The organism is Amycolatopsis sp. M39, assembly GCF_001651785.1.
GTDB classification, from domain to species: domain Bacteria; phylum Actinomycetota; class Actinomycetes; order Mycobacteriales; family Pseudonocardiaceae; genus Amycolatopsis; species Amycolatopsis rubida.
This window is the reverse complement of record NZ_LWSF01000013.1, coordinates 83,705-108,666: the sequence shown is the minus strand read 5'-3', so window position 1 is coordinate 108,666 and position 24,962 is coordinate 83,705. Positions and strand designations below refer to the sequence as shown.

The 24,962-nt window shown below is 70.5% G+C and carries 19 protein-coding genes; 3 read left to right on the top strand and 16 right to left on the bottom strand.

Annotation, left to right across the window (positions count from 1 at the left end; translation table 11 throughout):
* Positions 1-101: 101 nt before the first annotated feature.
* Genes nudC through A4R44_RS25865 form a run of 6 tightly spaced genes read right to left on the bottom strand, consistent with a single transcriptional unit; the run spans position 102 to position 7,314 of the window.
* The gene (gene nudC / locus A4R44_RS25890; protein ID WP_067585958.1) at positions 102-1,109 is read right to left on the bottom strand and encodes an NAD(+) diphosphatase; all 1,008 of its coding nucleotides are present in this window, start codon (positions 1,107-1,109) and stop codon (positions 102-104) included.
* On the bottom strand, positions 1,109-2,500 hold the full coding sequence (locus A4R44_RS25885) for a pitrilysin family protein (RefSeq protein ID WP_067585954.1): 1,392 nt from the start codon (positions 2,498-2,500) through the stop codon (positions 1,109-1,111). Before A4R44_RS25885 ends, nudC begins: the two co-directional genes overlap by 1 nt.
* Positions 2,497-3,789, bottom strand: coding sequence for a pitrilysin family protein (locus tag A4R44_RS25880; protein ID WP_067585951.1), 1,293 nt, complete (start codon positions 3,787-3,789; stop codon positions 2,497-2,499). Before A4R44_RS25880 ends, A4R44_RS25885 begins: the two co-directional genes overlap by 4 nt.
* A 9-nt stretch (positions 3,790-3,798) precedes the next feature.
* Positions 3,799-5,319 carry a DUF2207 domain-containing protein gene (locus tag A4R44_RS25875; RefSeq protein WP_067585948.1) on the bottom strand — a complete coding sequence of 507 codons (1,521 nt, stop codon included), beginning with the start codon at positions 5,317-5,319 and terminating at the stop codon, positions 3,799-3,801.
* Positions 5,316-6,461 carry a DUF2207 domain-containing protein gene (locus A4R44_RS25870; protein WP_067585945.1) on the bottom strand — a complete coding sequence of 382 codons (1,146 nt, stop codon included), beginning with the start codon at positions 6,459-6,461 and terminating at the stop codon, positions 5,316-5,318. The genes A4R44_RS25875 and A4R44_RS25870 overlap by 4 nt, the downstream gene beginning before the upstream one ends.
* Before the next feature lie 4 nt (positions 6,462-6,465).
* A complete protein-coding gene (locus A4R44_RS25865) occupies positions 6,466-7,314 on the bottom strand; it encodes an RDD family protein (protein ID WP_067585942.1) in 849 nt (282 codons plus the stop codon).
* A gap of 51 nt (positions 7,315-7,365) precedes the next feature.
* Between A4R44_RS25865 and A4R44_RS25860 the strand changes: the two genes are divergently transcribed.
* Entirely contained in the window at positions 7,366-8,370 is a 1,005-nt protein-coding gene (locus A4R44_RS25860) for a stage II sporulation protein M (RefSeq protein WP_067585939.1), read from the top strand.
* A 2-nt stretch (positions 8,371-8,372) separates the two neighbouring features.
* On the opposite strand, the gene A4R44_RS49265 is transcribed toward A4R44_RS25860, so the two are convergent.
* From A4R44_RS49265 to A4R44_RS50730, 6 genes are all read right to left on the bottom strand, one after another.
* Positions 8,373-8,810, bottom strand: a complete 438-nt coding sequence (locus tag A4R44_RS49265) for a hypothetical protein (RefSeq protein ID WP_161269461.1) — start codon at positions 8,808-8,810, stop codon at positions 8,373-8,375.
* A gap of 89 nt (positions 8,811-8,899) precedes the next feature.
* Positions 8,900-10,180, bottom strand: a complete 1,281-nt coding sequence (locus A4R44_RS25855) for a DUF58 domain-containing protein (RefSeq protein ID WP_067585937.1) — start codon at positions 10,178-10,180, stop codon at positions 8,900-8,902.
* The gene (locus A4R44_RS25850; RefSeq protein WP_093576712.1) at positions 10,181-11,131 is read right to left on the bottom strand and encodes a MoxR family ATPase; all 951 of its coding nucleotides are present in this window, start codon (positions 11,129-11,131) and stop codon (positions 10,181-10,183) included.
* Between the two features lie 11 nt (positions 11,132-11,142).
* Entirely contained in the window at positions 11,143-12,282 is a 1,140-nt protein-coding gene (locus A4R44_RS25845) for a DUF4350 domain-containing protein (protein ID WP_067585931.1), read from the bottom strand.
* The gene (locus A4R44_RS25840; protein WP_067585928.1) at positions 12,279-12,914 is read right to left on the bottom strand and encodes a DUF4129 domain-containing protein; all 636 of its coding nucleotides are present in this window, start codon (positions 12,912-12,914) and stop codon (positions 12,279-12,281) included. The genes A4R44_RS25845 and A4R44_RS25840 overlap by 4 nt, the downstream gene beginning before the upstream one ends.
* On the bottom strand, positions 12,908-14,377 hold the full coding sequence (locus tag A4R44_RS50730; RefSeq protein WP_232791776.1) for a hypothetical protein: 1,470 nt from the start codon (positions 14,375-14,377) through the stop codon (positions 12,908-12,910). The genes A4R44_RS25840 and A4R44_RS50730 overlap by 7 nt, the downstream gene beginning before the upstream one ends.
* 199 nt (positions 14,378-14,576) lie before the next feature.
* Between A4R44_RS50730 and A4R44_RS25830 the strand changes: the two genes are divergently transcribed.
* On the top strand, positions 14,577-15,779 hold the full coding sequence (locus A4R44_RS25830) for a neutral zinc metallopeptidase (protein ID WP_232791775.1): 1,203 nt from the start codon (positions 14,577-14,579) through the stop codon (positions 15,777-15,779).
* Positions 15,780-15,829: 50 nt separating this feature from the next.
* Here the strand turns inward: A4R44_RS25830 and A4R44_RS25825 are convergent, their stop codons facing one another.
* Both A4R44_RS25825 and A4R44_RS25820 read right to left on the bottom strand, forming a co-directional pair.
* On the bottom strand, positions 15,830-16,249 hold the full coding sequence (locus A4R44_RS25825; protein ID WP_067585922.1) for a hypothetical protein: 420 nt from the start codon (positions 16,247-16,249) through the stop codon (positions 15,830-15,832).
* 561 nt (positions 16,250-16,810) lie between these two features.
* Complete coding sequence (locus A4R44_RS25820; RefSeq protein ID WP_067585919.1) at positions 16,811-17,893, bottom strand: TrkA family potassium uptake protein; 1,083 nt, start codon at positions 17,891-17,893, stop codon at positions 16,811-16,813.
* A gap of 106 nt (positions 17,894-17,999) precedes the next feature.
* Here A4R44_RS25820 and A4R44_RS25815 point away from each other — a divergent pair, with 106 nt between their 5' ends.
* The gene (locus tag A4R44_RS25815) at positions 18,000-18,383 is read left to right on the top strand and encodes a DoxX family protein (protein ID WP_067586121.1); all 384 of its coding nucleotides are present in this window, start codon (positions 18,000-18,002) and stop codon (positions 18,381-18,383) included.
* A 3-nt stretch (positions 18,384-18,386) separates the two neighbouring features.
* Here A4R44_RS25815 and A4R44_RS25810 read toward each other — a convergent pair whose 3' ends face one another.
* Both A4R44_RS25810 and A4R44_RS25805 read right to left on the bottom strand, forming a co-directional pair.
* Positions 18,387-21,755 carry an ATP-dependent DNA helicase gene (locus tag A4R44_RS25810; protein WP_067585915.1) on the bottom strand — a complete coding sequence of 1,123 codons (3,369 nt, stop codon included), beginning with the start codon at positions 21,753-21,755 and terminating at the stop codon, positions 18,387-18,389.
* Positions 21,752-24,925 (bottom strand): ATP-dependent DNA helicase, encoded by a 3,174-nt coding sequence (locus A4R44_RS25805; RefSeq protein ID WP_067585913.1) that lies wholly within the window; start codon positions 24,923-24,925, stop codon positions 21,752-21,754. Before A4R44_RS25805 ends, A4R44_RS25810 begins: the two co-directional genes overlap by 4 nt.
* Positions 24,926-24,962 lie beyond the last annotated feature (37 nt).

Genomic DNA, 24,962 nt, shown 5'->3' with positions numbered 1-24,962 from the left:
GGCTAGCGAGAGGGGCAGCCCGGCGTCCGGCGCGGCCGGGGGCTAGCGAGAGTCGTGAGTGGCGATCCCGGTTCTCACCAGGATCGCCACTCACGAGCCCGTCACTCCTCGGCTTCCGCCCATGCCTTCAGCATCACCCGGGCGATCGACGAATTCCCGGGCAGCAGCAGATTCGACGCCCCACCGGCGATCGGCGTCGGCAGGCCGCTCCCGGCGTTCCGGAACGCGGCCCGGACGTCCTCACGGGACACCCACAGCGCTTCCTCGATCTCACCCTCCGCCGGGACCAGCTGCGCGTCGCGGTCCGCGCGCGCGGTGAAGCCCAGCATGATCGAGCGCGGGAACGGCCACGGCTGGCTGCCGAGATACCGCACGTCCCCGACCTCGATCCCGGCCTCCTCGCGGATTTCGCGGACGACGCAGCCCTCCAGGGACTCCCCCGCCTCCACGAATCCGGCGAGCACCGAATACCGGTCCGGCGGCCAGATCGGCTGCCGGGCGAGCAGGACGTGCGAACCGTTGACGCCGTCGAGGTCGTGCACCAGGCAGATCACCGCCGGGTCGGTGCGCGGGTATTCCTCGTGGCCCTTGGCTTCACAGCGGCTGGCCCAGCCGAACTGGATCAGCTGCGTCGGCGAGCCGTCACGGGCGCAGAACCGAGAACGCCGCCGCCAGTGCCGCAGTGCCTGCGCGGTGGTGAACAGCCCGGCCGACGTGTCGTCCAACCGCTCGCCGTATCCGCGCAGCTCGACCCACAGCTCGCCGTTGGCGCGCGGGACCTCTTCGATCACGCCCCAGCTGCCCGCCAGCCGCACACTGTCGACGTCGCCTTCGATGCTGCCGGGCAACGACCAGTAGTCGACGTCCTCCCACTCGCCGAGGAACACCGCGTCGGCGGGCGGTTCGGTGCCGAAGTCCATCGCCTTGCGGGTGGCCAGCGCGGAGCCGCCCTCGACGACCGGCGTGCGGCCGGTGTCGTCGAGCAGCACCACGCGGGCTTCCGACCATTTCGCGGCGAGCCGCTCGGGGTTGGTGCGCAAGGTTTCCTGACGGTCCACTGTGGAACGCGACAGGGTCGGGAGTGCCCCTAGCTCGAACGGAACGCTCATCAGTCCTTCTCGCTGGTGGAAACTCCGAGCGCGGCCAGCTTCGGCGCGAGCAGGTCCGCGTCGCCGACCACGACGCCGGTGAACCGGCCCGGCGCGAAGAACTCGGCCGCGGCTTCGGCGACCTGCTCCGCGGTGACGGCCGCGAGCCGCTCCGGGTGGCTCTGCAGCCATTCGATGCCGAGGCCGTTCGACGCCAGCGCCATCAGCTGCCCGGCGAGCCCGCCCTGGGAGGACGTGCCGGTGACGAGCGAGCCCATCGCGTACTGCCGCACCGATTCGACCTCTTCGGCCGTCGGCGGCACGGTGCCGAGGCGGAACAGCTCGTAGCGGGTTTCCAGGTACGCCGCCGCGGTGACCTCGTTGGCGGTGTCCGCGTCCACATTGACCACGGCGGTGTCGCCGGTGAACTCGAAGCCCGAGTGCGCGCCGTAGGTGTATCCCTTGTCCTCGCGGATGTTTTCCACCAGCCGCGAGGAGAAGTACCCGCCGAACGCCAGGTTCGCCAGCTGCAGCGCCGGGTACCGCGGGTCGACGCGCGGCACCGTCTGCGCGGACAGCCGGATCTGCGACTGCACCGCGCCGGCGCGCGGCACCAGCAGGACGTTGCCGCCGGTCAGCACGGGCAGCGGCGGCAGCACCACGGCCGAACGATCCGACTTCCAGCCGCCGAGCGCACGCTCCAGTTCGGCCGGAACCTCTTGCGGGTCAAGGTCTCCGACCAGCACGAGCACCGCACCGCGCGGCAGCACCGAAGCGGTGTGCAACGCGCGCACCTGCTCGGCGGTCACCTCGGCGACGTCCTCCGCCTGCGGGACTTCGCGGGTCACCGGGTGGTCGCCGTACCGGTGCTTCTGCAGTGCTTCGCGCGCGATGGTGCGCGGCTGCGTCCGCGACACCGCGATGCGCTCGATCAGCCGCTCCCGCTCGCGCGCGACCTCCGCGTCGCTGTACGTCGCGCCGGTGAGCACGTCGCCGAGCACCTCCAGCAGCGTCGGCAGGCCCTCGGACAGCGCGGTGCCGCCGAAGTACAGCCGCTCCGGGTCCACGCCCGCGCTCAGTTCGCCGCCGATCAGCGCGACCTCCGCGTCGATTTCCACCCGGTCGCGCCGCGCGGTGCCAGTGAGCACAGTCTCCGCGAGCACCTCCGCGGTGGCCGCGTGCATCCGGTCCTCGCCCGCGAACGGAATCCACAGCCGCAGTTCGACCATCGGGACGCTCGCCTTGCGCACCGCGAGCACGCGCAGCCCGTTGGAGAGCGTGGTGTCCACATGGGACAGATCGGCGGCGGCGCGCTGGTGGCCCAGCGCGGGCAGCGGACGCGGTCCGGCGGCGGTGCGGCCGATCTCCTCGGCGCTGCGGTGTGCGGCTTTGACCTGTTCAGCCGAGGTCACTGTTCCGTCCCTTCGGTGCTTGCGGGCTTCACGACGAGCACGGCGCGCGCGTCCGGGCGCAGCGCCTTGGCCGCCGCCGACACGGCTTCGCCGGAGACCGCGGACAGGCGGTCGGCGAGCTGGTAGACCAGCGACGCGTCGCCGTAGAGCAGTTCGAACGCGCCGAGCGCCAGCGTGCGCGACACGAGCCGGTCGTGCTCCGCGTGCAGGCTCGCCGCCCAGCGCGCGGTGACCTTCTTCAGTTCCTGTTCGTCCGGCGGTGTGGACGCGAGCTTCTCCAGCTCCTCGTCCAGCGCGGCCAGCACGCGCTCGCGCGGCACGTCCGGCGGGTGGATCGCGGTGATGGTGAACGTGTCCGGATCGCGGGCCTCGAACGGGCCGAACAGCCCGGCTCCGGCGCCGACGTCGACCACCAGCGGTTCGACGTGCACCAGCCGCTGCTGCAGCCGCGAGCCGTCACCGTCGGTGAGCACGCCCGCCAGCACCAGGTAGGCGAGGTAGCCGTCGAGGTCGTTGACGGGGTCCGGCATCCGGTAGCCGACGGCCAGCGCGGGCAGCGGCGCGTGCGGGTCGGTGTGCTCGCCGAGCAGCTGCGTGGTGGGCAGCGGCTCGGCGAACGACGGACGGACCGGGGCCGGCCGGTGCGGGACGTCGCCGAAGTGCTTCTGGACGAGCGCCTTGGCCTCTTCCACCTCGAAGTCGCCCGCGACGGTCAGCACCGCGTTGGCCGGCGAGTAGAAGGTGTCGAAGAAAGCGGCGCAGTCGTCCAGCGTCGCGCCTTCGAGGTCTTCGAAGGCGCCGTAGCCGTCGTGCGCGTTGGCGAAGGTGGAGTACAGCACCGGCGGCAGCAGGATCCACGGGAATCCGCCGTACGGCCGGTTGCGCACGTTCAGCCGGATTTCCTCCTTGACGACCTCGATCTGGTTCGCCAGGTTCTCCGCGGTCAGCTTCGGCGCGCGCATCCGGTCGGCTTCGAGGAACAGCGCGCGTTCCAGCGCCGCGGCGGGCAGCACCTCGTAGTAGTCGGTGTAGTCCGGGTGCGTGGAACCGTTGAAGGTGCCGCCGCTGGACTGCACGTGCCGGAAATGCGCCAGTTTCTCCAGGCTTTCGCTGCCCTGGAACATCAGGTGCTCGAAGAGGTGCGCGAAACCGGTCAACCCCTCCGGCTCGGAACGGAAGCCCACGTCGTAGTGCACGCTGACCCCGACCACCGGCGCGGTCGGGTCAGGAGCGAGCACCACGCGCAGACCGTTGTCGATCGTGAAACGGAAGAGCTCGGGATCGGCCATGCCTCCACCCTACGCAGGCGCGGGCGTCTTGGGCTCGTCCGGTCGGAGGTGCCTCGCGCCCTCGAACGCGACGGTCAGCGCGACCACGAATCCGCTGGTCCGCGCCAACGGCACGACGTCCTCGCCGGAGCTGCCGTACCAGTACGCCGACAGCGAACAAGCGTTAACTAGCCAAGCATCTGCTTCGCCCAGCGCGTACGCGTACGGGAGCACGCGAGAGACGAGCAGTTCGTCGTCCGGCGCTTCCGTCGTGAGCAGCTGTGCGTTGAGGCCGAGAAGGCGGTCCCGAAGGTCTAGGCCTGCCTTCGTGCGCTCCGGCAGGAAGCGAGCGGCTGCCGTCACCGCGATGCCGGTGGCGAGAAGCACCAACCCGAGTTGTGCGTAACCGACGGTGAAGGCCAGCAGGACGGTGAGGAAGACGCCATACCCACATAGCCGCGGGCCGATCTTCGACAGTCGCTTCGGCGAGCGCCAGCCGCGACGGACAGTGTCGGTGACTAGCTCACGCACGCCTGCTTCGCGGACTTCGGCGAGCATCGCGGCTTCGCCGGGCACGGCGGCTTCGTACACCGCGCGCTCGAAGGCCGTCAGGTGTTCGTCGGGCGGATTGCGGCGCACGAGGACCCAGTTGCGCGGGCCGTCTTCGCTGACCCATAGGTAGTTACGGACGCATAGGTCGAGCACTGTCGCGGCTAGGTCGACGGAGCTGACGCGTCCGGTGAGAAGCAGTCCTACGTGTCCGGGGAGCACGCCGTCTGGCGAAGAGAAGCGGCCATTGTCGAGAAGCTGTACGGGGGTAGCGTGGCCTGGCTGTCGGTCGCGTCGGCGGCGTACGAACACCGTGACAGCACCGGCGATCGACAGAACGGCGAAGGCCAGCCATGCCCACCACACTGGTGCGGTCGCGGCGAAGGGGCCGGTGGGGATGAGCTTCTCGGTCGCGGCGACGGTACCGCCGGGGAGTTCGGCAGTCAGCTGTACGCGGGAGCCGGGCGGGAGCTTCGGCACCGAGACGCGGGTCAGGCCGGAGTGGTCGATCTGCGCGGCACCGCAGCGGGTCGTCGAATCGGGCGGACCGGCGAGGCAGCTGAGCGCGTCCGGGATGGCGGGCGCGGCGAAGGTCGCGCGGACCAGTTCCAGGCGGGTGTCCCAACCGCCGGCGACGTCCCAGGTCACGTGTTCGACGCCGAGGCTCGTGCCGACCGTACCGTCCACTGTGTACCGGAGCACGGACGTTCCGCCGCGCAGGTAGAAGGTCACCTGGTCATTGCCGGATTCGGCGTTGCCCGCGCCTTCGATGCTGATGTCGCGGATGCCGAGCACGCGGTCGTTGGCGCGCAACGGGATGGTGCGGGTCATCGAGGTGTCGCGCGGTACCGAGACTGCCTCGGTAACGGAGAGGCTGCCGTCGCGTTGGACCTTCAGGGCTACTTCGACGCTCTGCGGCAGGCCGGGCAGCGACGGCTGGTCTTGCGCCGCAGCGGGTGCCACGGCGAGGAACGGGATCAACAGCAGGGCGGCGAGTTTCATTGCGCGGACACCGCCGAGCGTCGTTCGGCCATCGCCTGGATCGCGTCGATCTCTGCCGCCAGCGGGGATTCGACCCGCCTCGCCGGGCTCCCCAACGCGCGGCCACGGCGGGTTTGAACCAGCGGAGCGGCGACGAAGGTGGCGAGTCCAGCGATGAGGAGCGCGACGCCGATCAGCGCCTCGCCGACAGTGAGGGCGAGCACGACTGTCGTCACGATGCCCGCAACGGCCAGGATGAGCCCGGCTCGGCGGAGGTGGGATCGCCTTGCCGACAGCCAGCCCTGGCGATGCGCTTCGGCGTCGAGGAGGATGCGCAGTTCCGCCTGATCCGGCCGCGCGCCACCGAGCGGACCCGGCGGGAACGCGGTCTTGACCGCCTCCTCGAACGGCGTGAGCGGATCGGCTTCGCTATGGGTGAGCTGTCCGTCGACGATGTGCAGATGACCGCGCGCGACGAGGTCGAGGACGGTGCCGGTGAGGTCGAGTTCGCCGCGCGCGACATACGCGATGTACGCAGGCGGCACTCCAGGAGCGGGCGGCCTGGCACGGCGACGCAGCACGCTGGCGCCGATGAGCAGGTAGAGCACTAACGCGAGACCGCTGAGGATGGTCGGAAATCCAGGCGCGAAGGCGGCCAACGGTCCAGTCGGGACAAACCGGGCGTTCTCCGGCAACGGTCCGGTCCGGACCGCCAGATCGATCCGGTCCCCTTGGCGCAAACCGTTCTGTTCGGCATGCGCTCCCCTGCTCCGGAGTTCGGAAAACGTGCACTGCCGAGACGATCCCGGCTGACCGGCGTAACAATCCGCAGTGGACACATCCGGTCCGCTGAAGGCGGCAGTGACCCGGTCGACCGCACGATCCCAGCCCCCGGTGAGCTGAAACCGGACCTGCCCAGCCGCGACCGCACCGTCCACCGTGTACGTCACGGTCGCCGGCCCGGTGACGGTGACGGTCGTTCCGTCGGCGGCAGCGGCACCGGAGACCTGCAGATCGGTGATCGAGTAGAGCCGGTCCTCGTCGTCGGTGACCGGCACACGTTCGGCGATGCGGTGAACGGCTGGGGCGTCAGTGACGATGCGCTCGATGACCGTGAGCTGACCGTCCTGCGCAGTGGTGACGGTGACGTCGTCGGCGAGCATGTCCTCAGCTCGGCGGAGTGAAGGGGTTGTCGGACCTCGGCGGTGCCGGAGGCGGAACGGGCGGCGGCGCGTAGGAGGGCGGGCCGTAGTGCATCGGCGCGATCCGGGCGTGGTCGCGGTTGCGGCGTTCGGCCAGCACCGCGGTGAGGAAGACCCACGGCGGCATCCCGTACGGCAGCGGCACCCCGATCGCCGTGGAAACCTGCTGCGCCAGGCCGAAGCCGAGCGACGCGGCCGCTTCCGGGCGCAGTTCGTGGTAGCGGCCGAGGTACTGGCGGGCGGCCATGGCGAGGTCGTCGGCGAGGCCGCTGAGATCGAAGTGCGCGGCCCACGCCTCCAGACCGGGCGGCACCACGAGAATCGCCCGCGCGGACTGCGGCACGCGTTCGCGGATCACCAGGGTGCCCGCGAGATAGTCGCCGACGCGGCGGCCGTTCGACGACGTCAGCGACACGATGACGGCCACCGCGCCGAGGAAGCCGAGCGCCCAGAAGTCGACGAAGAAGCCGGCCAGCGCGCGGGTCAGCGCGTGCCGGAAGCTGATCGGCCCGCCGTCGAGGCGCACCACGCGCAGGCCGAGTGCGAGTTTGCCGAGCGAACGGCCGCGGCTGAGCGTTTCGAACAGCACCGGGTAGCCGATCACGACCAGCACGAACGTGGTCAGCATCAGCGCGATGGTGAGCGCCGAGTCGAACGACCCCGCGGTCAGCATCAGCGCGACGAGCACGAGCAGCAGCAACGCGGCCTGGACGAGGACGTCGAGCAGCATCGCGACCGCGCGGCTGGCGAGCTTCGCCACCCGCAGGTCGAGGACGACAGCCTCACCGGTGACGAGATCGGACTCTTCCTGCACGAGGCCAGCGTAGAGCGCCTGCCTCTATCCTGGCGGGAGAGGAGGTGGCCGGTGGACGTCGACGTGTTCGTCGCGGCGCACAGCGCGGAATGGAGCAGGCTCGGCGAGCTGGCCGGACGGCGCAGGCTGACCGGCCAGGAGGCGGACGAGCTGGTCACGCTGTACCAACGCGCGGCGACGCATCTGTCGATGATTCGCTCGACCGCGCCCGACCCGGCCCTGCTGGCCAGGCTGTCGGCGCTGGTCGCGCGCGGCCGTTCGGCGGTGGCCGGTTCGCACAGCCCGGCGTGGCGCGAGGTCGGGCTCTTCTTCACCCACCGCTTCCCGGCCGCGGTGTACCTGAGCCGCCGCTGGTGGATCCCGGCCGCGCTGCTGTCGGTCGCGGTGATGGCGGTGCTGGGCGGGTGGATCGCGGGCGACCCGCAGGTGCGCGCGTCGCTGGTCTCGCCGGACGAGGTGAAGGCGATGACCGCGCCCGGCGGCCAATACGAGACGTACTACTCGAACGGCCCAGCGGCGTCGTTCGCGGCGAAAGTGTGGACGAACAACGCCTGGGTCGCGGCGACGTGCCTGTTCCTCGGCGTCGCGCTCGGCCTGCCGGTGATCGCCGCGCTGTGGATGAACTCGCTGAACGCCGGGGTCGCGATCGGCCTGATGTCCTCGGCAGGCCGCGGCGATGTGCTGCTGGGCCTGCTCCTGCCGCACGGCCTGCTGGAACTGACGGCGGTGTTCATCGCGGCGGGGACCGGGCTGAAACTCGGCTGGACGGTGGTGGACCCGGGCCGACGGTCGCGAAGCGCGGCGCTGGCCGAACAGGGCCGGTCAGTGGTGGTGATGGCGCTGGGGCTGGCGTGCGTGCTGCTGGTGTCGGGCGTGATCGAGGCGTTCGTGACGCCGTCGGGCTGGCCGACCTGGCTGCGCATCGGTATCGGCGCGGTGGTGGAGCTGCTGTTCCTGACGTACGTGTTCACGCTGGGACGCCGAGCCGCGCTGGGCGGCGAAACAGGCGACGTGGACCGGCGCGTGGCCGGGGATGCCCTCCCCGAGGCTGGCTGAGGTCAGCGACCGGTCGCGCGAGGATCGTCGGGAAGGATCAGTTCGGCGGCTTGGACGTCGTCGGGCAAGGCCATCACCTTTTCCTTCGCACCTGAGCCCGCGCCCTCGGAGTCGACCTGGCCGACGAGCTTGCTGCTCTCCCGCATCACCGTCGCGCCGCGAGCAGCTGTTGCAAGGCGAAGAGCGCAGCTCCCGTGCAGGCGACCGGTGATGACGCCCGCGCCACCTCGGCGAGCACGACCCGCCACGGACTGGACACGGACAACCCGCAAATCTGCTGTCCAGCCTTCAGGCGCTGGCAACCTGCCCCGCTGTGACTGCAGTCGATTCGGTACCCGTTTCTGCCGGTAATGCAGGTACCGTTCGGCATTCGGCATGCTCGGCAACGTGTTCCGATCCAGGGCTCCCAGCGCGGGCAAGGATCCCAGATCGATCGACACGAACAACAGCTCCGCGCCGGTGCGCGCCCCGCCTGAGCCGCAGTGGTCCCTTCGGTCATCCTGCCGCACCCCGTCGCCGCCGGGTACACCTACAGCCGACCCGCCGCCTTCAACGCCAAGTAGCGGTCGGCGAGCGCAGGCGGCAACTCCTCCGGCACCGCGTCCACCACCCCGACCCCGTGCCGGGTCAGCCACGCCACCGAAGACTCCCGATCCGCCAACGCCCGCTCAGCCGCGGCAGCGTCGTAAACCGCCTCCGCCGACCCCCGCGAAGCCGCCATCTCCGCCACCCTCGGGTCCGCCACCGAAGCCACCAGCACCTCGTGCCGAGCGGTCAACGACCCCAGCACCGGGAACAGCCCCTCCTGCGACGGAGCCGGTTCCAACCCGGTCAGCAGCACCACCAAAGCCCGCCGACGGGTCCGTCGCAGCACTTCCGCCACCATCCCCCGGGCGTCGGTCTCGACCAGTGACGGTTCGATCGTGGCCAAGGCATTCACCAAAGACGGCGTCGAAGCGTTCGGCACCGACGCCCGCACCCGCCGGTCGTAAGCCACCAGATCGACCCGGTCCCCCGCGCGGGAAGCCAGCGCGGCCAGCAAAAGCGCCGCGTCCATCGCCGCGTCCAACCGGGGCGCGTCCCCGACCCGGCCCGCCGAAACACGGCCGGTGTCCAGCACCAAAACCACCTGCCGGTCGCGTTCTGGACGCCACGTCCGCACCATCACCTCCGACGCGCGGGCCGTCGCGCGCCAGTCGATCGACCGGACGTCGTCGCCGATGACGTATTCGCGCAGGGAGTCGAATTCCGTTCCCTGGCCCCGGATCAGCACCGCATTGCGACTGTCCAGCTGCTGCAGCCGAGCCAGCCGCGAAGGCAGATGCTTGCGGCTGTGGAACGGCGGCAGCACCCGAACCGCCCACGGCACCGCGTGCGAACCCTGCCGCGCGGCCAAGCCCAGCGGCCCCACTGCGCGCACAGTCACCCTCGCCGCAATACGGTCGCCGCGGCGGGTCGGCAGCAGCGGGGTGACGAAAGCACGCCGCTCGCCGGACGGAACCGCCAGCGGGTGCCGGTCGTCGGCACCGGCACTCGGCGGCCAAGCGTCCCGCAGCGAGCCGCGAACGGCGCGTCCACCGGGATTCGTGACGGTCAGCGTGACCTCGGCACGCTCCCCCAACCGGACGGAAGCGGTGCCGCTGCGCGAAAACCGCAGCGCTCGCACGCTCCCGGCCAGGACGAGGTCCACGACGACCAGCACCAGCAGCACCGCGACCACGACCGCGACGCCGGTGCCGGACGGGAACAGCAGCCCGACCACCAGCGCCCCCAGGAGCGCCAGCAGCCCGAGCCGCCCGGTGACTGCCATTTAGCGCGGCACCGGCACAGAGGCCAGCACCCGGTCGAGGACGCCGTCCGCGGTGACGCCTTCGAGTTCGGCTTCGGGGCGCACGTCCAGACGGTGCCGGAGCGCGGGACGGGCGAGCGCCTTGACGTCGTCAGGCGTCGCGTAGTCCCGGCCGGACAGCCAGGCCCACGCGCGCGTCACGGCGAGCAAAGCCGTTGCGCCACGAGGAGAAACGCCGACTCGCACCGCCGGGAGTTCCCGCGTCGCGCGGCAGAGGTCGACGACGTAGCCGATCACTTCCGGGCCGACGGTCACCTTCGCGACCGCTTCCCGAGCAGCAGCGAGATCCGCGGCACCAGCGACCGGCCGCACCCCCGCGGCGGCCAGGTCACGCGGGTCGAAACCCTGTGCGTGCCGCCAAAGAATGCCGATCTCGTCCTCACGCGACGGAGCCGGCATGGTCAGCTTCAGCAGAAACCGGTCCAACTGCGCCTCGGGCAACGGGTAGGTGCCCTCGTACTCCACCGGGTTCTGCGTCGCGACCACGACGAACGGATCCGGCAGCGGACGCGAGGTGCCGTCGATCGACACCTGCCGCTCTTCCATCGCCTCCAGCAGCGACGACTGCGTCTTCGGCGGCGTCCGGTTGATTTCGTCGGCCAGCAGCAGATTCGTGAACACCGGGCCCGCGCGGAAGGAGAACTCGCCGCTGTGCGCGTCGTACACAATGGACCCGGTGACGTCGCCCGGCATCAGGTCCGGTGTGAACTGCACGCGGGTCGTCTTCAGGTCCAGCGACGCCGCCAGCGCCCGCACCAGCAACGTCTTCGCGACGCCGGGCACGCCTTCCAGCAGCACATGCCCCCGGCAGAGCAGCGCGAGGATGAGCCCGGTGACGGCCGCGTCGTTGCCGACCACAGCCTTCCCGACCTCGGTGCGCAACGCGATCAGGGCCGCCCGCGCGTCCTGCATCTGTTCGGTACTCAAGAACGCTCCACCTCTCGTTCCACCGCGTCCACTTCGTCCGCCAGCCGCACCAGCGCCGCTTCGTCGGACGGCGACGGGCCGTACAACACCGCCCCGACCTCGTTCGGCGCCCGGCCGGTCCGTGCGCTCACCGTCTCCACCACCGCGGGCGGACCGGCGTCGGGCGGCAATCCCAGTCTCTTCCGCAACCGCGTCCTTGCCGCCTCGCGCAAGGTTTCCGCCGCATGCCCGGTCGCTCCGCCCCGCCGGTACAGCCGGGCCCGGCCCTCCGCTGTTTCCGCCGACCGCACGACCACCGGCAGCGGTTCCCGCACCACCGGCCCGAGCCGTCGCGCGCGCCAGAGTGCGAAAAGGACGATCGCGATTCCCGCGGTCAGCGCGCCGTATCGCCAGCCGGGCGGGATCAGGTCGACGAACGGCTTCTTTTCGCTGTCCAGCGCGGGGTCCTCAGTGGACGGTACGTACCAGATCAGCTGCCGGTGATCGCCCAGCAGCCGCATGCTGAACGCCGCGTTGCCTTCTTTGGCGATCTGGTCGTTGGTGAACGCTTCCGCCGAACCGAGCACAGTCACAGTGCCGGCCCGGTCGGCCAGCTGCACGAAAGTCGGATCGCCGCCGTCGCGGTAACAGGCACGCGCCGTCTTGTCGTCCGTGCGGTAATGGCGGCCGCCAAGCGTGACCGAGCCCGCGCTGACCGCCGCACCGACCGTGCAATCCGGTTGCAGCGTACGGACATCTCCCGCCCCTGCCGGGGAAACAGTCGGCGCGGCCGCGTCCAACGCGGTCGATCCCGGCGCGACGAGCACGAGGTGCGCGACCCGGCGACGCAGATCGGCCAACCCGTTCGCGGGCACCAACTGCGGGTTGGTGATCAGCAGGGTTCCGCTGTCAGCGGCCTCGCGTGCTTCGGCAAGCGAATGCGCGGCGCGGATTTGAACGCCTTCCTGCTCCAGCAAGCGCGCGAGAGCGTGACTGCCGCGCGGTTCGTACGAGCCGGGGTCGAACTCGCCGCTGGTCTGTTCGCCGCGACTGAGCACAATAGCCAGCGCGATGATCACGATCAGCAGGAGCAGCGCCAACGGAACCCGGGCACCACGCCAGATCCGGCGCAGATCCGGCGAAACAGCCGTGCTCACGCGTCCGCCAAAACCGGCCGGGCACGCCGGACGCGTTCGTCCAATTCGGACAATGTGCGGTAACCGGCTTCGGTGCCCGGCCGTCCGCCGTAGTGCACGTCGTCGAACTGCCGCGCGGCAGCGGTGAGGTCAACGGCCAGGTCCGGCAGGAACCTCCCGGCTTCGACGACCGCTTCGTCCGCGGTCCGGCCGGAGCGGGCGTCGAGCAGCGCGCGCTCTTCCATGCCGCGCACGAGGGCGCGGAACCGGTCGCGGATCGCGTCGGCGAAATCGCCGCGAGCAGCGGCTTCCCCGGCGGCCTTCCGGTACTCGTCCGCGGTTCGCCGTCGCCGGTCGAACACCTCGCCGGACGTCTTCGCCGAGCGGCCGACCTTGCCCACCCGCAGCCGCACGACCACGATCAGCACGATCAGCAACGCCAGCACCAGCAGCAGGCCGAGCGGGCCGCCGGGCACCCCGGACAACGCGTCGAACAGCTCGGAAATCCGCTGTCCGAGCCACTGCCAGACCCGCTCGGCAAGGCCCGGCCGCGCGGCCGCGTAACCCGGGTCGGTGAGTTCCTGGATCGCCCGCAGCCGGGCGGGGTCCCGGTCGATGTCGACCGGGACGTCGGCGAGAAAGCCGATCACCACGCCTGCTGCGGCGGTTGCGGCGGCTGGATGCCCGCCGCCCTGGCCAGTTCGATGTCCATGCCCTCGCGGCGCATCCGCTGGTCGATGTAGAGCGTCACGGTGACCAGCGCGGTGAACGGCATGACGATCGTCTCCGCGATCACCTTGCCCACCGACTGCAGCACCAGGCCGCCGGTCGTGACCTTCGGCAGGGTCGCCTGCGGATCGAAGATGCCGCTGAACGCGCCCGAGCCGAGGCTGAACGGGACGCTGATGATCGCCGAGATCAGCCAGCTGATCACGCCCGCCAGCAGCAGAACCCCGAACACCCGCCAGAACATGCCCGACACCAGCTGACGCGACCGCGTGAACGCCTGTCCGATGGTGCCGCGTTCCAGCACCAGCGCCGGACCGGCGAGCGACCAGAACACATACGGCAGCACGGCGGGCAGCAGGCAGAACGCCGCGGCCACGATCGTGGCCAGCGTGTACAGGATGGTGACCGCCAGCAGCGGCAGCAGCCGCGGCGCGGCTTCGCGCATCGCCGAACCGAAGTCGACCGGACGGCCGAGCACCGCCTTGCCCATCACCACGGTGAGGAAGCCGGTGAGGAAGGTCTGCGTCAGCATGGAGATCACCAGCACCGGCAGCAGCGCGCTGAGGGTGGAGCCGAGCACGCTGTAGGCCGCGTCGAGCTGCTGTTGCTGGGTCGCGGCCGGGCCGAGCTGAGCGACCCGGTTGAAATCGGGCACCAGCCACAGCGACGCGACCAGGTTGAGCCCCGCCGAGATCACCGCGACGACCGCGGCGACCCCGAGAATCAGCAGCGGATACCGGCGGATCGCGGTGATCGCTCCGTCGAGGATGTCGCCGACGTTCAATGGGCGCAACGCGATCACGCCCGGTTTGCCCAGTCCGTTCGGGTTCCAGCCCGCGCCGGGACGGCCGTGGGCGGCACCGGGGTACTGCGGAAGCGGTTGCTGGCCCGGGGATTGCCACTGGCCGCCGCCTGCCGGGGGCGGCGGAGTCGCGCCGGGCGGCGGGAACGCGCTGGGCTGCGACGGAGTGGTGCCGGTGGACGAAGACGCTCCCGCCGAGGTCTCGCCGCCCGTCCGCGGCGTCGCACCAGCGGGGCTTTCGCCGCCCGTCCGCGGTGTCGCACCAGCCGGGTTTTCGCCGCCCGTCCGCGGCGTCGCACCAGCGGGGCTTTCGCCGCCCGTCCGCGGCGTCGCGCCAGCGGGGCTTTCGCTGGCAGCCGAAGGATCCGCGCCGGTCTGGTTCGTCCCGGCAGGCGGATTCGCCCCGGTCGAAGCGGCGTTTTCGCCGACGGGCGACGAAGTTCCGGCGCTGGCGCCGGACGAGGTGTCCGTTTCGCCGGTCTCCGGCGGGGTGGCGGCGGACGCGTCCGGGTCGGGACTGGCGAAGCCCCGGCTCGGCGTAGGCGTATCGTCCCCCGGCCCGGGCGCACCGGGTGAGTTTGTCATCGGAGCCCCTCGTCTGCACGGCCCTTGCGGTTGCTGCCGTCACTCTTCCAGAGCCGTCCGCACCCGGCCAGACCTGGGGGGACGTCCGGGCGGGGAACCAGTCCGGCGAAGTGCTGCGGCGGGCTCGGCGTCCCCCGATATGCTGAACGGCAAGCCGGGGGACGCCCGGCCCGCGCCGAGACCCACCGGGACTGCCCTGATGACGCAACCGCCCTACGGCCAGGTGCCGCCACGCGGGACCGTTCAACCCCCGCCGGTGCCGGGTCAAGGACCGGTGCCGCCGGGCCAGTACCCAGGCCAGGCGCAAGGCCCCTACCAGGCCCAGCCAGGACAGGGTCCGTACCAGGGGCAGCAGCCGCCGTTTCAGGGTCCGCCGCCGCAGGGTCCGCCGCCGCAGGGGCCGCCGTGGCAGCAGCCGCCGCCGTCGTATCCGGTGCCGCCGCGCAAGCCGACCGGGCTGATCGTCGGGCTGTGCCTCGGCGCGGTCGCGGTGCTGGCGCTGGGCGTCGTGGCGATCGTTTCGCTGAACCGCGGGCCGGGGCCGAGCAACGCCGGCTACCAGGCCGCGCCGCCGTCGCCGTCGTCCGCCTACCAGCTCCCGCCCACCAGCGGTTCGTCCGCTCCTTCGAGCGCTCCGGCCAGTCCGTCGGAAAGCCCGAGCACCTCCGCCACCGCGGGCCCGCACAAGATCCTCAAACTGGCCGACCACCCGATCCTGCAAGATCCCAACGCCGGCTTGCAGAACCGCGTCTGCGACCTGCCGCCGTGGGCGAGCACGCAGGACGGCGCGGAAGCGTTCTTCACCGCCGCGAGCAAATGCCTCGACGCGGCGTGGGGCCCGTTCCTCGAGTCCTACAACCTGCCGTTCACGCCGCCCGCGCTGCACTTCCCGACCGGGCCGAGCTTCGACACCGAATGCGGCACCATCCAGGTCGGCATCGCCACCGCGGCGTACTACTGCGAGAACAATCTGTACGTCCCGTTCAAGGGCCTGCAGACCGACCAGTACGGCAACAATCCGGGCGTCTACCTGGCGCTGTTCGCCCACGAGTACGGCCACCACGTGCAGGAAGTCGCGGGCATCATGGACGCCGCGTGGCAGAAGATCTACGCGGCCGGGCAGAACAGCCCCGAGGGCCTCGACATGTCGCGCCGCAAAGAACTACAAGCGCAGTGCTTCTCCGGAATGTTCCTGGGCGCGCACGTCGACCGCGGCGGCACGATCACCCGCGACATGTACAACAAGGCCTGGAACGACCAGGAAACCCGCGGGGACAACACCTCCCGCAGCCACGACCACGGCACCAACGCGCACTACGCACAGTGGTGGCGGGCCGGGGCGAAGGACAACCGGATCGCGGACTGCAACACCTTCGCCGCGTCCGCGTCGGATGTCAGCTGAGCTGTCCGGCACTACGGATGTAGTGGTTCGCCCGTTTCGCTTGGGGCGCGTCAGCTGAGCAGCGCGAGCTTGCCCGGACCGCGGATCACCAGGTAGGCGTACATCCCGCCGCAGAAGCAGGCGAACACCAGCAGCGCCAGCGCGATCGGCGCGCGCAGGTCCTGCGCACCCGCCGTGGTGTCCGGCATGGTGACCGGGACGATGCCGTCCGCCGGGGCGTCGTCCGGGACCAGCACCTGGAGATGCTCGTCCTTGCCGTGCCCGCAGCTGTCGAGGGTGCCCTGCCGCGGCTTGCCACCGAGCTGGAACGAGACCGGTTCGGCCGCCCCGGCGACCGAACAGTCGACGGCCTTGGTGATCTGGGCGTCCACCGGCGCACCGGGGGACTTCGCGCGGATGCCGAGCATCCCCGGGCCGGCGAGCCATACCAGCACCACGACGAGCACCCCGACCGCGACCGGGATGCCCACCTGGAGCCACCGCTGGAGAGGGCTCTTATGCGGGGGGTCGGAAACCTGCACGACGCCATGCTTCCAGATGCCGGGGGCAAAACCCAGTGAGGTGCCCGCGCACGGGGGACCCCGGCCGGGGCCGCGTCCGCTGACCCGCACTTCTGCCCGCGCCGAACTGCCCCGATGCCGCATTGGGTGCGTTGGTCAAGCGCCGCGTCGAGGGTGGCGAGGGCATGGATGGAACACCCAAAACGTTCCTGGGGTCCGTCCCCGCACCCAATGAAGTTCTCTGATTAGCCATGGTGTGCGGCCTCGCTCGCCGCGATGTGCAGCACTGGCTGGGTCGCGTGGCTTCTCCGCTCCCGTTGACATTCACACCGGCCCGCCCGCGGCGCGCGTTGGCGAGGCCAGCGAGAGAAGCCGCCAGGCGCGTCTCGTCGCCCGACGCTCCACATCACCCTGGCAAGCACCGCTAACCCGAACCCGCCACACACCGTGCGACCGAGAAGACCTCAATGTGGCATCCGGCGCACCCACGCGCCCAACACCACACCGGACCGCCCAGAACCCCGGCGAACCTCAGCGTTCGATGTGATCCACCTGCGTGACTTTCTTGACGTACAGCAACCGGTCCCCCGGCTCCAGGGCGTCCGCCTGCGGGGCGTCGACGCGGTAAAGCACCCCGTCGCGCACCACGCCGAGCACCGTGTCCGCCAAGTGCCGGGGCGAGCCGCCTTCCTCGCTCGGCTCGATGCTGCGCTCGGCGATCGCCAGTCCGGATTCCGGGGTCAGCAGGTCCTCGACCATGTCCACTACGAGCGGAGTGGATGTCGCCATCCCGAGCAGCCGCCCGGCGGTCTCGCTCGACACCACGACCTGGTTGGCCCCGGACTGCTTCAGCAGGTGCACGTTCTCCGCTTCGCGGACCGACGCCACGATGTGCGCCTTCGGAGCCAGCTCGCGCGCGGTGAGGGTGACCAGCACCGCGGTGTCGTCGCGGTTCGGCGCGACCACTACTGCTCGTGCGTGCTGCACACCCGCGACGCGCAGGACGTCCGCCCTCGTCGCCGATCCGTGCACAGTGACGAGGCCGAGCGCGCTCGCCGCGTCCAGCGCCTGCTGGTCGGTGTCGACGACCACGACACGGTTGGCCTGCACCTCCTCGTCGCCGAGCAGCGCGTTGACCGCCGAGCGGCCCTTCGTGCCGAAACCGACGACGACGGTGTGGTCACGCACCTTCGTCCTCCACTTCTGGATTTTGAACGCCTGCCGGGAGCGCTCGGTGAGCACTTCCAGGGTGGTCCCGACGAGGACGATGAGGAAGAGCACCCGCAGCGGCGTGATCACGATGACGTTCACCAGCCGCGCGGACGAGGTGGCCGGAGCGATGTCGCCGTAGCCGGTGGTCGAGAGGGACACTGTCGCGTAGTAGAGCGAGTCGAGGAGGGAGAGGCCGTCGCCGTTCGCGTCGCGGTAGCCGTCCCGGTCGAGATAGACGATCAGCACCGTCGCCAGCAGCGCCAGCATGGCCCCGATGATCCGCTTGACGATCGCCCGCATCGGGCTGACCGTCAGCTCCGGCATCCGGATCACGCCGACGAGCTCGTGGTCGGGCCGGTCGTTCAACCGGACGTTGAGGGGCAGCCGTTTCAAGGCCTTCATGCACCGGCTCCCCGCGCGCGTTCGGCGTCACTCACAGCCGGGAGGATAACCCAATCGGAGCACCCGCACACCCGTCGCGGCGATCATGCTGTGGCAGGCTGGCCGCATGTCCGAGTCTCGCGCGTCGCAACGTCCGGCGCATCTTCTCGCCGCCCTCCTCGCCGGGGCGGGCGTCCTGCACTTCACCCGGCCGAAGCCGTTCGACGCACTGGTCCCGAAGGAATTGCCCGGTGACCGGCGCACCTGGACCTACGCGTCCGGCGTCGCCGAACTGAGCGTCGCCGCCGGGATCGCCCTGCCGCGCACGCGCCGGCTCGGCGGGCTGGCGGCAGCGCTGCTGTTCGTCGGGGTCTTTCCAGGGAATGTGAAAATGGCGTTGGATTACCAGCGGCGCGGCCGTCCGGCTCGGGACCGCGCGGTCGCGTGGTTGCGATTGCCGCTGCAGTGGCCACTGGTGAGCTGGGCGTTGACCGTGCGCGATCGGGCCTGACGCTTATTCCTGCGGAACGTTGCGCAGCAAGGCACGCAGGCCTTCCGCGTCCAGCAGGTCGGCCGGGCGCAGCGTGTGTCCATGCCGGACATAGTGGAAGGCCGCGCGTACTCGTTCCACCGGGACTTTCTTCAGCGCCGCCCACGCCAACCGGTACGCGCCGAGCTGAATGGCCAATGCTGGCAACCGTTCTTCGGACGGGACGGAGCCGGTTTTCCAGTCCACGACGGTCCAGCCTCCGTCGGGATCCACGTATACCGCGTCCATCCGGCCGCGCAAGGTAATGCCTTCGACGTCCGCGGAGAACGGCACCTCCACCGCGACCGGGACCCGGTCGGCCCATTCGCTGTTCTCGAAAGCCTCTTGCAGGGCATCGAAATCGGTATCCGGTGCTTCGCCGACATCGGCCGCGCCCGGGAGGTCGTCGATCTCCAGCAGCCGGTCGCCGGAGAACCGTTGCTCCAGCCAGCTGTGAAACGCGGTGCCGCGACGCGCGAAGGTGTTGGGCGGCAATGGCAGCGGACGGCGCAGGCGTTGTGCGAGAGCGTCCGCATCGGAGGCCAGGTCCACCAGCTGGCTCACGCTCAGCTGCGCGGGCAGCGCAACGCGATCCACTGTGGACTGCGAACGGGCGCGTTCGGCGAGGAGAACGTCGGTGTCCGCGGCCCAGCCGTCCGGGTCTTCCGGATCGATGACGTCCTCGTCGTCTTCGAGGTATTCGTCGTCCGGCAGATAGTCTTCTCCCTCCTCGGGTTCTGGCGGCAACGGGATTTCGTCGTCATCAGCGGCCGGAAGCGGCTCGGCTTCCGGTTCCTCTTCCAGGGCGGCCATTTCCGCCAGCAGCAGATCCACCCCGGTGGCCATGCCGGACCGCCGGTCGCCCAGCGGATCCACCGGCCACTGCGCCGTCCGAGAGTCCGCGACCAGCGGGTTCTCCTCGCCCTCCTCCGGTTCCTCAGCCCAGACATCCACCACGCCCAGCGGCGGATCGGCCTCGTTCATCACCTCGGCGATCTCGGCGAGGAAGATCGACGGTCCCTTAGCCCGCGTACTGCTTTCGTTCCACCAATGCCCGGAAACGAGCAGCGCCCGCTCGGAACGGGTCAGTGCGACGTAACACAACCGCCGTTCCTCGTCGGCCTCACGGGCGACGAACCCTTCCTCGTGCAGTTCCAGCGCTTCCTGCACTTCCTTGCGGTCATAGCCTTCCGCGATCTGCAGCTTGGGCAGGTCCGCCGCGTCACCACGCAAATGCGCGGGCAGCGCAGTCGAAGTACGCAACCACGACGACGAACGACGCTTGCCCGGGAACACCTCAGCAACCAGATGCGGGACAGCCACCACTTCCCACTCCAGCCCCTTGGCGGAGTGCACGGTGAGCACCTGCACGCGGTCCGGAACCACCTGCACCTCGCCGGGCGTGAGTCCGTCTTCCGCATGCGCCGCGGTGTTCAGGTAGTCCACAAAGGACAAAAGAGTCGCCGTCGGCGCGGTCTCCGCGTAATCAGTGACGACTTCGGCGAACGCGTCCAAATGCGCACGACCCGCCGACCCCGGACGGGCAAGCGATTCGACATCAAGCAGCATTGTGCGTTCGACGTCCGCGACCAATTCCGGCAGCGACTGATCCAGCCGACGCCGCAGCGCCGTCAATTCCACACCCAGCCGGCGAATTCGCCGGTACCCCGCCGCGGAATAACGCTCGGGCGCACCGGGTTCGTCGACGGCGTCGATCAGCCCGGCCTGCTCCGCACGTTCGGCGACCAATTCCGGCTCTTCGCCCTCCTTCGCACGCGGCTCGGGCGAGGTGAGTTCGTTGGCCCGGCGCCACAATGCCGCGACGTCCGCCGCCGCGATCCGCCAGCGAGCCCCGGTCAGCAATCGAGCGGCCGCGCTGCCGGCCAGCGGATCGGCGAGCACCCGCAGCGTGGACACGAGGTCGGCGACCTCCGGCTCATCCAGCAATCCGCCGAGGCCCACGACCTCCACCGGCAGCCCGCGCATCCGCATTTCCGCCGCGATCGGCGCCATGTCCGCACGTCGACGCACCAGCACCGCCGCGGTCGGCGGCTTGCCGGATTCTTCCTTCTCCGCATGCCAACGCTGCGCCATCGCATCGGCGACCCACTCGCGTTCCGCGCGCACATCCGGCAACAGTGCTACCGCGATGTCCGCTGGACCGGCACCGTTCCGCGCCCGCAGCCGCTCGACGCCAAGTCCGCGCTGCCGCAACGGTTCCGAGATCGCGTTGGCCAGCTCCAGGATTTCCGGCGGGTTGCGGAAACTGGTGAGCAGCCCGAATTCGTGCGCGGTTTCGAGCCGCTCCTCGCCACGGCGCGGGAAGTCCGTGGTGAAGCGGGGCAGGTTCGCCGCACTCGCGCCGCGCCAGCCGTAAATCGCCTGCGCCGGGTCACCGACCGCGGTCACCGGCATCGGCGAATGCTCAACGCCGCCGAACAACGACCGCAGCAAAACCCGCTGCGCGTGGCCCGTGTCCTGGTACTCGTCCAGCAGCACAGCCCCGTACCGCTCGCGCTCCCCCGCCACCACCGCCGGATACCCGTCGGCGAGCTGCGCCGCGAGAGACATCTGATCCGCGAAATCGAGCGCGCCTTCCGCCCGTTTGCGGCGATGATAGTCCTCGACCAACGGCAGCAGCGCCAGCCGAAACCGTTGCGCTGCCAATACTTCCTGCAACTTCACCGGCAGCGAGGCGCGCTGGCCTTTAGCACGTGGCGCATTCTCGATGACCTCGCACAGCCACTCGGTGTACTGCCCGAGCTTCTCCGTCGAAATCAGATGCTCGCCAAGCTCACCGGCCAACGCGAGCAACTGCGCGGTGACCGTCGGCGGCACCCGGTCAGTATCCAGGTCATTGTCCCAAGTGGACACCACTCGATGCGCCAGCTGCCACGACGAAGTCTCCGACAGCAACCGGACACCAGGCTGCACCGGAAGCCGCAACCCGTGCTCCGCCAGCAACCGCCCGGCATACGCGTGATAGGTCAGCACCGTCGGCTCACCGGCGACCACAGTGGCCCGCAACGCACCCGAGGGATCGATTCGCTCCAGCAGCCCCGAACCGGCAAGCCGCCGCAACCGCGCCCGTACTCGCTCCCCGAGCTGACGCGCGGCTTTCCGGGTGAAGGTCAGGCCGAGCACCCGTTCCGGGCTCACGATCCCGTTAGCCACCAGCCACACCACGCGCGCGGCCATGGTTTCGGTCTTGCCCGCTCCAGCGCCCGCTACGACGAGCGACGGCTCGACCGGCGACGCGATCACCCGCGCCTGCTCGGACGTCGGACGGTGCAGCCCCAGTGCGTCGGCGATTTCCGCCGGGCCGACCGGGTTGGCGAGCACCACCGGGCTCACGGTCCGGTCACCTGACGGCCTTCCGGACGCAGCGGGCAGCAACCGCGCGCTGGGCACCGGTCGCAGTCGGCGTTCTCGTGCGCCTGGTAGTCCGGGCCGACCGCGGCAGCCGCGGCCGAACGCACCAGTTCCAGCCACTCGCGCCCGTTGTCCTCGTCCATCGGCGGCTGATCCCGTTGGGTGGCCCCGGTTTTGTTGTTCCCCTTCGCGACATACACGAGTTTCGCGCCGCCGGGCGTCTTCTTGCCCTCGACCGCGCCCAGCAGCACCGCCAGCTGGTACGCCGCGAGCTGCGGGTGCTTCTCCGCGTCCGCACCGGACACCGGGACCTTGCCGGTCTTGATGTCCACAATCACCGGACGGCCGTCCTTGTCCATCTCGACCCGGTCGACGCGCCCGCGCAGCAGCACGCGCACCTCTTGTCCGCCCATCGGCAACTCGACCTCGATGTCCTGCTCGACCCCGGCCTCGATCAGCTCCTGCCGGGACTTTTCCAGCCACGACACGAAGTTGCGCAGCATTTGCTCCACCCTGGACCGTTCGCGCCGGGAGAACCACGGCGCGCCAGCGTCCACGCGCACCCAGGCTTCGTCCAACGCGGCCTGGATCTGCTCCTCAGTGCTGCCGCCCGCAATCGCCTGCGCCAACCCATGTACGAGGGTTCCGGTCACCGCTGCCAACTGCGCCGGATCGCTGCCGCCGTGCCGTTCGATCAGCCAGCGAAGCGGGCACTTCACCAGAATCTCCACGGTGGACGGCGAGATCCGCATGAGGTCGCCCGGACCGTGCACCGGATCCTCGGTGGACGCTTCCATCAATCCGTACCAAGTGTCTGGATGCGCCCCCGGAACCCCAGCCGCGGCCAGCCGGGCGAGCTGTTTCGCCGCCCGCTTCCGGCGTTCCGGATCGGTCTTGTCGTCGCACACGACCTCGCGCAGTTCGCCGACCAATTCGGCCAGTACGAGCGACCGGCCCGGCGGCTTCATCCGGGAGTCGAGCATGCCGTCGTCGGCGCCGTTCTCCTCAAGGTCGTCGAGGAACCGGGACGGCTGCTCGTCTTCCCCGGCCACCGCGGTCACCAGCAGCGTCCGGCGCGCCCGGCTCGCCGCGAGGTAGAACAGCCGCCGCTCCTCGGCGAGGATCGGCGCGACAGCGGACACCTTGTCGTGTTCGTCCACTCCGGACAGCAGATCGACCAGCCGCTCGACACCCAGCAACGAGCCACGCAGCCGCAGGTCCGGCCACGCGCCCTCCTGCACCCCGGCGACCGCCACCACTGTCCACTCTCGACCCGCCGACGCGTGCGCCGTCAGCAGGGAAACCCCTTCACCCGGAATCGCCGCCGGAGCCAGCGTGTCCCCCGCGATGTTCTGCGACGACAGATAATCCGCGAACGCCGCGACGCTCGCCTTGGGCAACCGGTCGGCATACCGGCCAGCCGAGTCGAACAGCGCGACCACAGCGTCCAGGTCGCGATCAGCCTGCGCGCCAAGCGAGCCACCGCGATCCACCAACCGCAGCAATCGTTCCTGCAGCCCGCTCGCCTGCCACAGCTCCCACAGCACCTGCTCGACGCCTTCGCCGCGGCTCACCGCCTGATGCGTGACGCTCAACAGCTTGCCGACCCGCCGGACCGGCAACGCCTCGTTGTCAGCGAGACCGACGAGAATGTCCCCGCCGCGCAATGCTTCCACCAGCAGCTCGTCACTCGACCGCTGCCCGCCGCCAGCCAATTCCAGCCGGCGAAGACCACGCCGCAACCGGCGCAACGCCAACGGATCCGCCCCGCCGAGCGAGGAGGACAGCACCATCTCCGCGATATCGACATCCAGCAATTCCGGCTCCGCCGCGATCCGCAATACCGCCAGCAACGGCCGTACCGCGGAGTGCTTCGCCAACGGCAGTTCCTCGGTAGCCGAACCGATCGGCACTCCAGCGGCACGCAAGGCACGTTGGAGCACAAGAAAAGTCCGCGCCGGAGAACGGACCAGCACCGCCATCTCCGACCACGGCACCCCGTCGACGAGATGCGCCCGACGAAGCTGATCAGCGATCCAGCCCGCCTCCGCGGCCGGCGTCGGCATCAGCCGGACCCGCACTCTGCCGCCGCGTTTCCCCCGCGGCGTCGCCAACTTCCGATGCGGCGAGGCACCAGGCAACGTCGCACCGAGCTTCGCGACCGCCGCCCGGACCGTCGGAGCGAGCCGGTGCGAGGTGGTCAGCAGGACCGTCCGGTCGCCGTCGTTGTCGGAATCGGCGAACAGCTTCGGGTCCGCGCCGCGGAAGGAAAACACCGACTGGTCCGGATCGCCGGCCACCACGAACTCCTCCGCGGTGTGCCCGATCGTGCGGATCAGCTGGACCTGCAACGGATCCAGGTGGTGCGCGTCGTCCACGAACAAATGCCGGACCCGGCCGCGCTCGCGTTCGCGCAACTCCTCGTCGTCCTCCAGCGCGAGCAACGCCGACGTCACCAGCTCGGCGGCGTCGAGCGCGGGAGCGGCAGGCAGGCCGAGCGCGTTGCCGCCCGCCCCCTGCAGTTGGGTGACCTCCTCGTACTGCGCCCAGAACTGCCCCGCGGCGACCCACTCCTCGCGGTCCTGGCGATGCCCGAGTTCGGCCAGGTCCTCCGGCCCGAGCCCGCGCTCGGCCGCCCGCATCAGCAGGTCGCGCAGCTCCTCGGCGAACCCGGGCACGGTCAGCGCCGGACGCAGCTGCTCCGACCAGCCGGTCGCGCCCTCCTCCAGGTCGCCCTCCAGCAGCTCACGCACGACGACGTCCTGCTCGGCCCCGGCCAGCAACCGCGGCGGCGGCAGTTCCTCGGCGCGGGCCTCCAGGCGCAACAACGAAAACGCATACGAATGCACTGTGCGCACCAGTGGTTCACTCACCGTGCGCGGCAGCGGAGACTCCTGATCCGGGTCCGACGTGAGCCGCCGCGTGAGGTCGGCCCGCAGCGCGTCGGCCGCCCGGCGGGACGTCGTGAGCAGCAGCACGCTCTCCGGATCCGCCCCCTCGGCGATCCGGCGCGCGGCAGCGGTGGCGAGCAACGCCGTCTTGCCCGTTCCCGGCCCGCCGAGCACACGGCGGAATCCAGCGGGTGCCGACAGCAGCCGCCGAGCGTCCTCGTCCCAGGTGAACGTGGGCGCGGCGGGGACCGGCGGGCGCACCAGCCGCGCCTGCCCGTTTCCCGCTCTCCGCACGTGC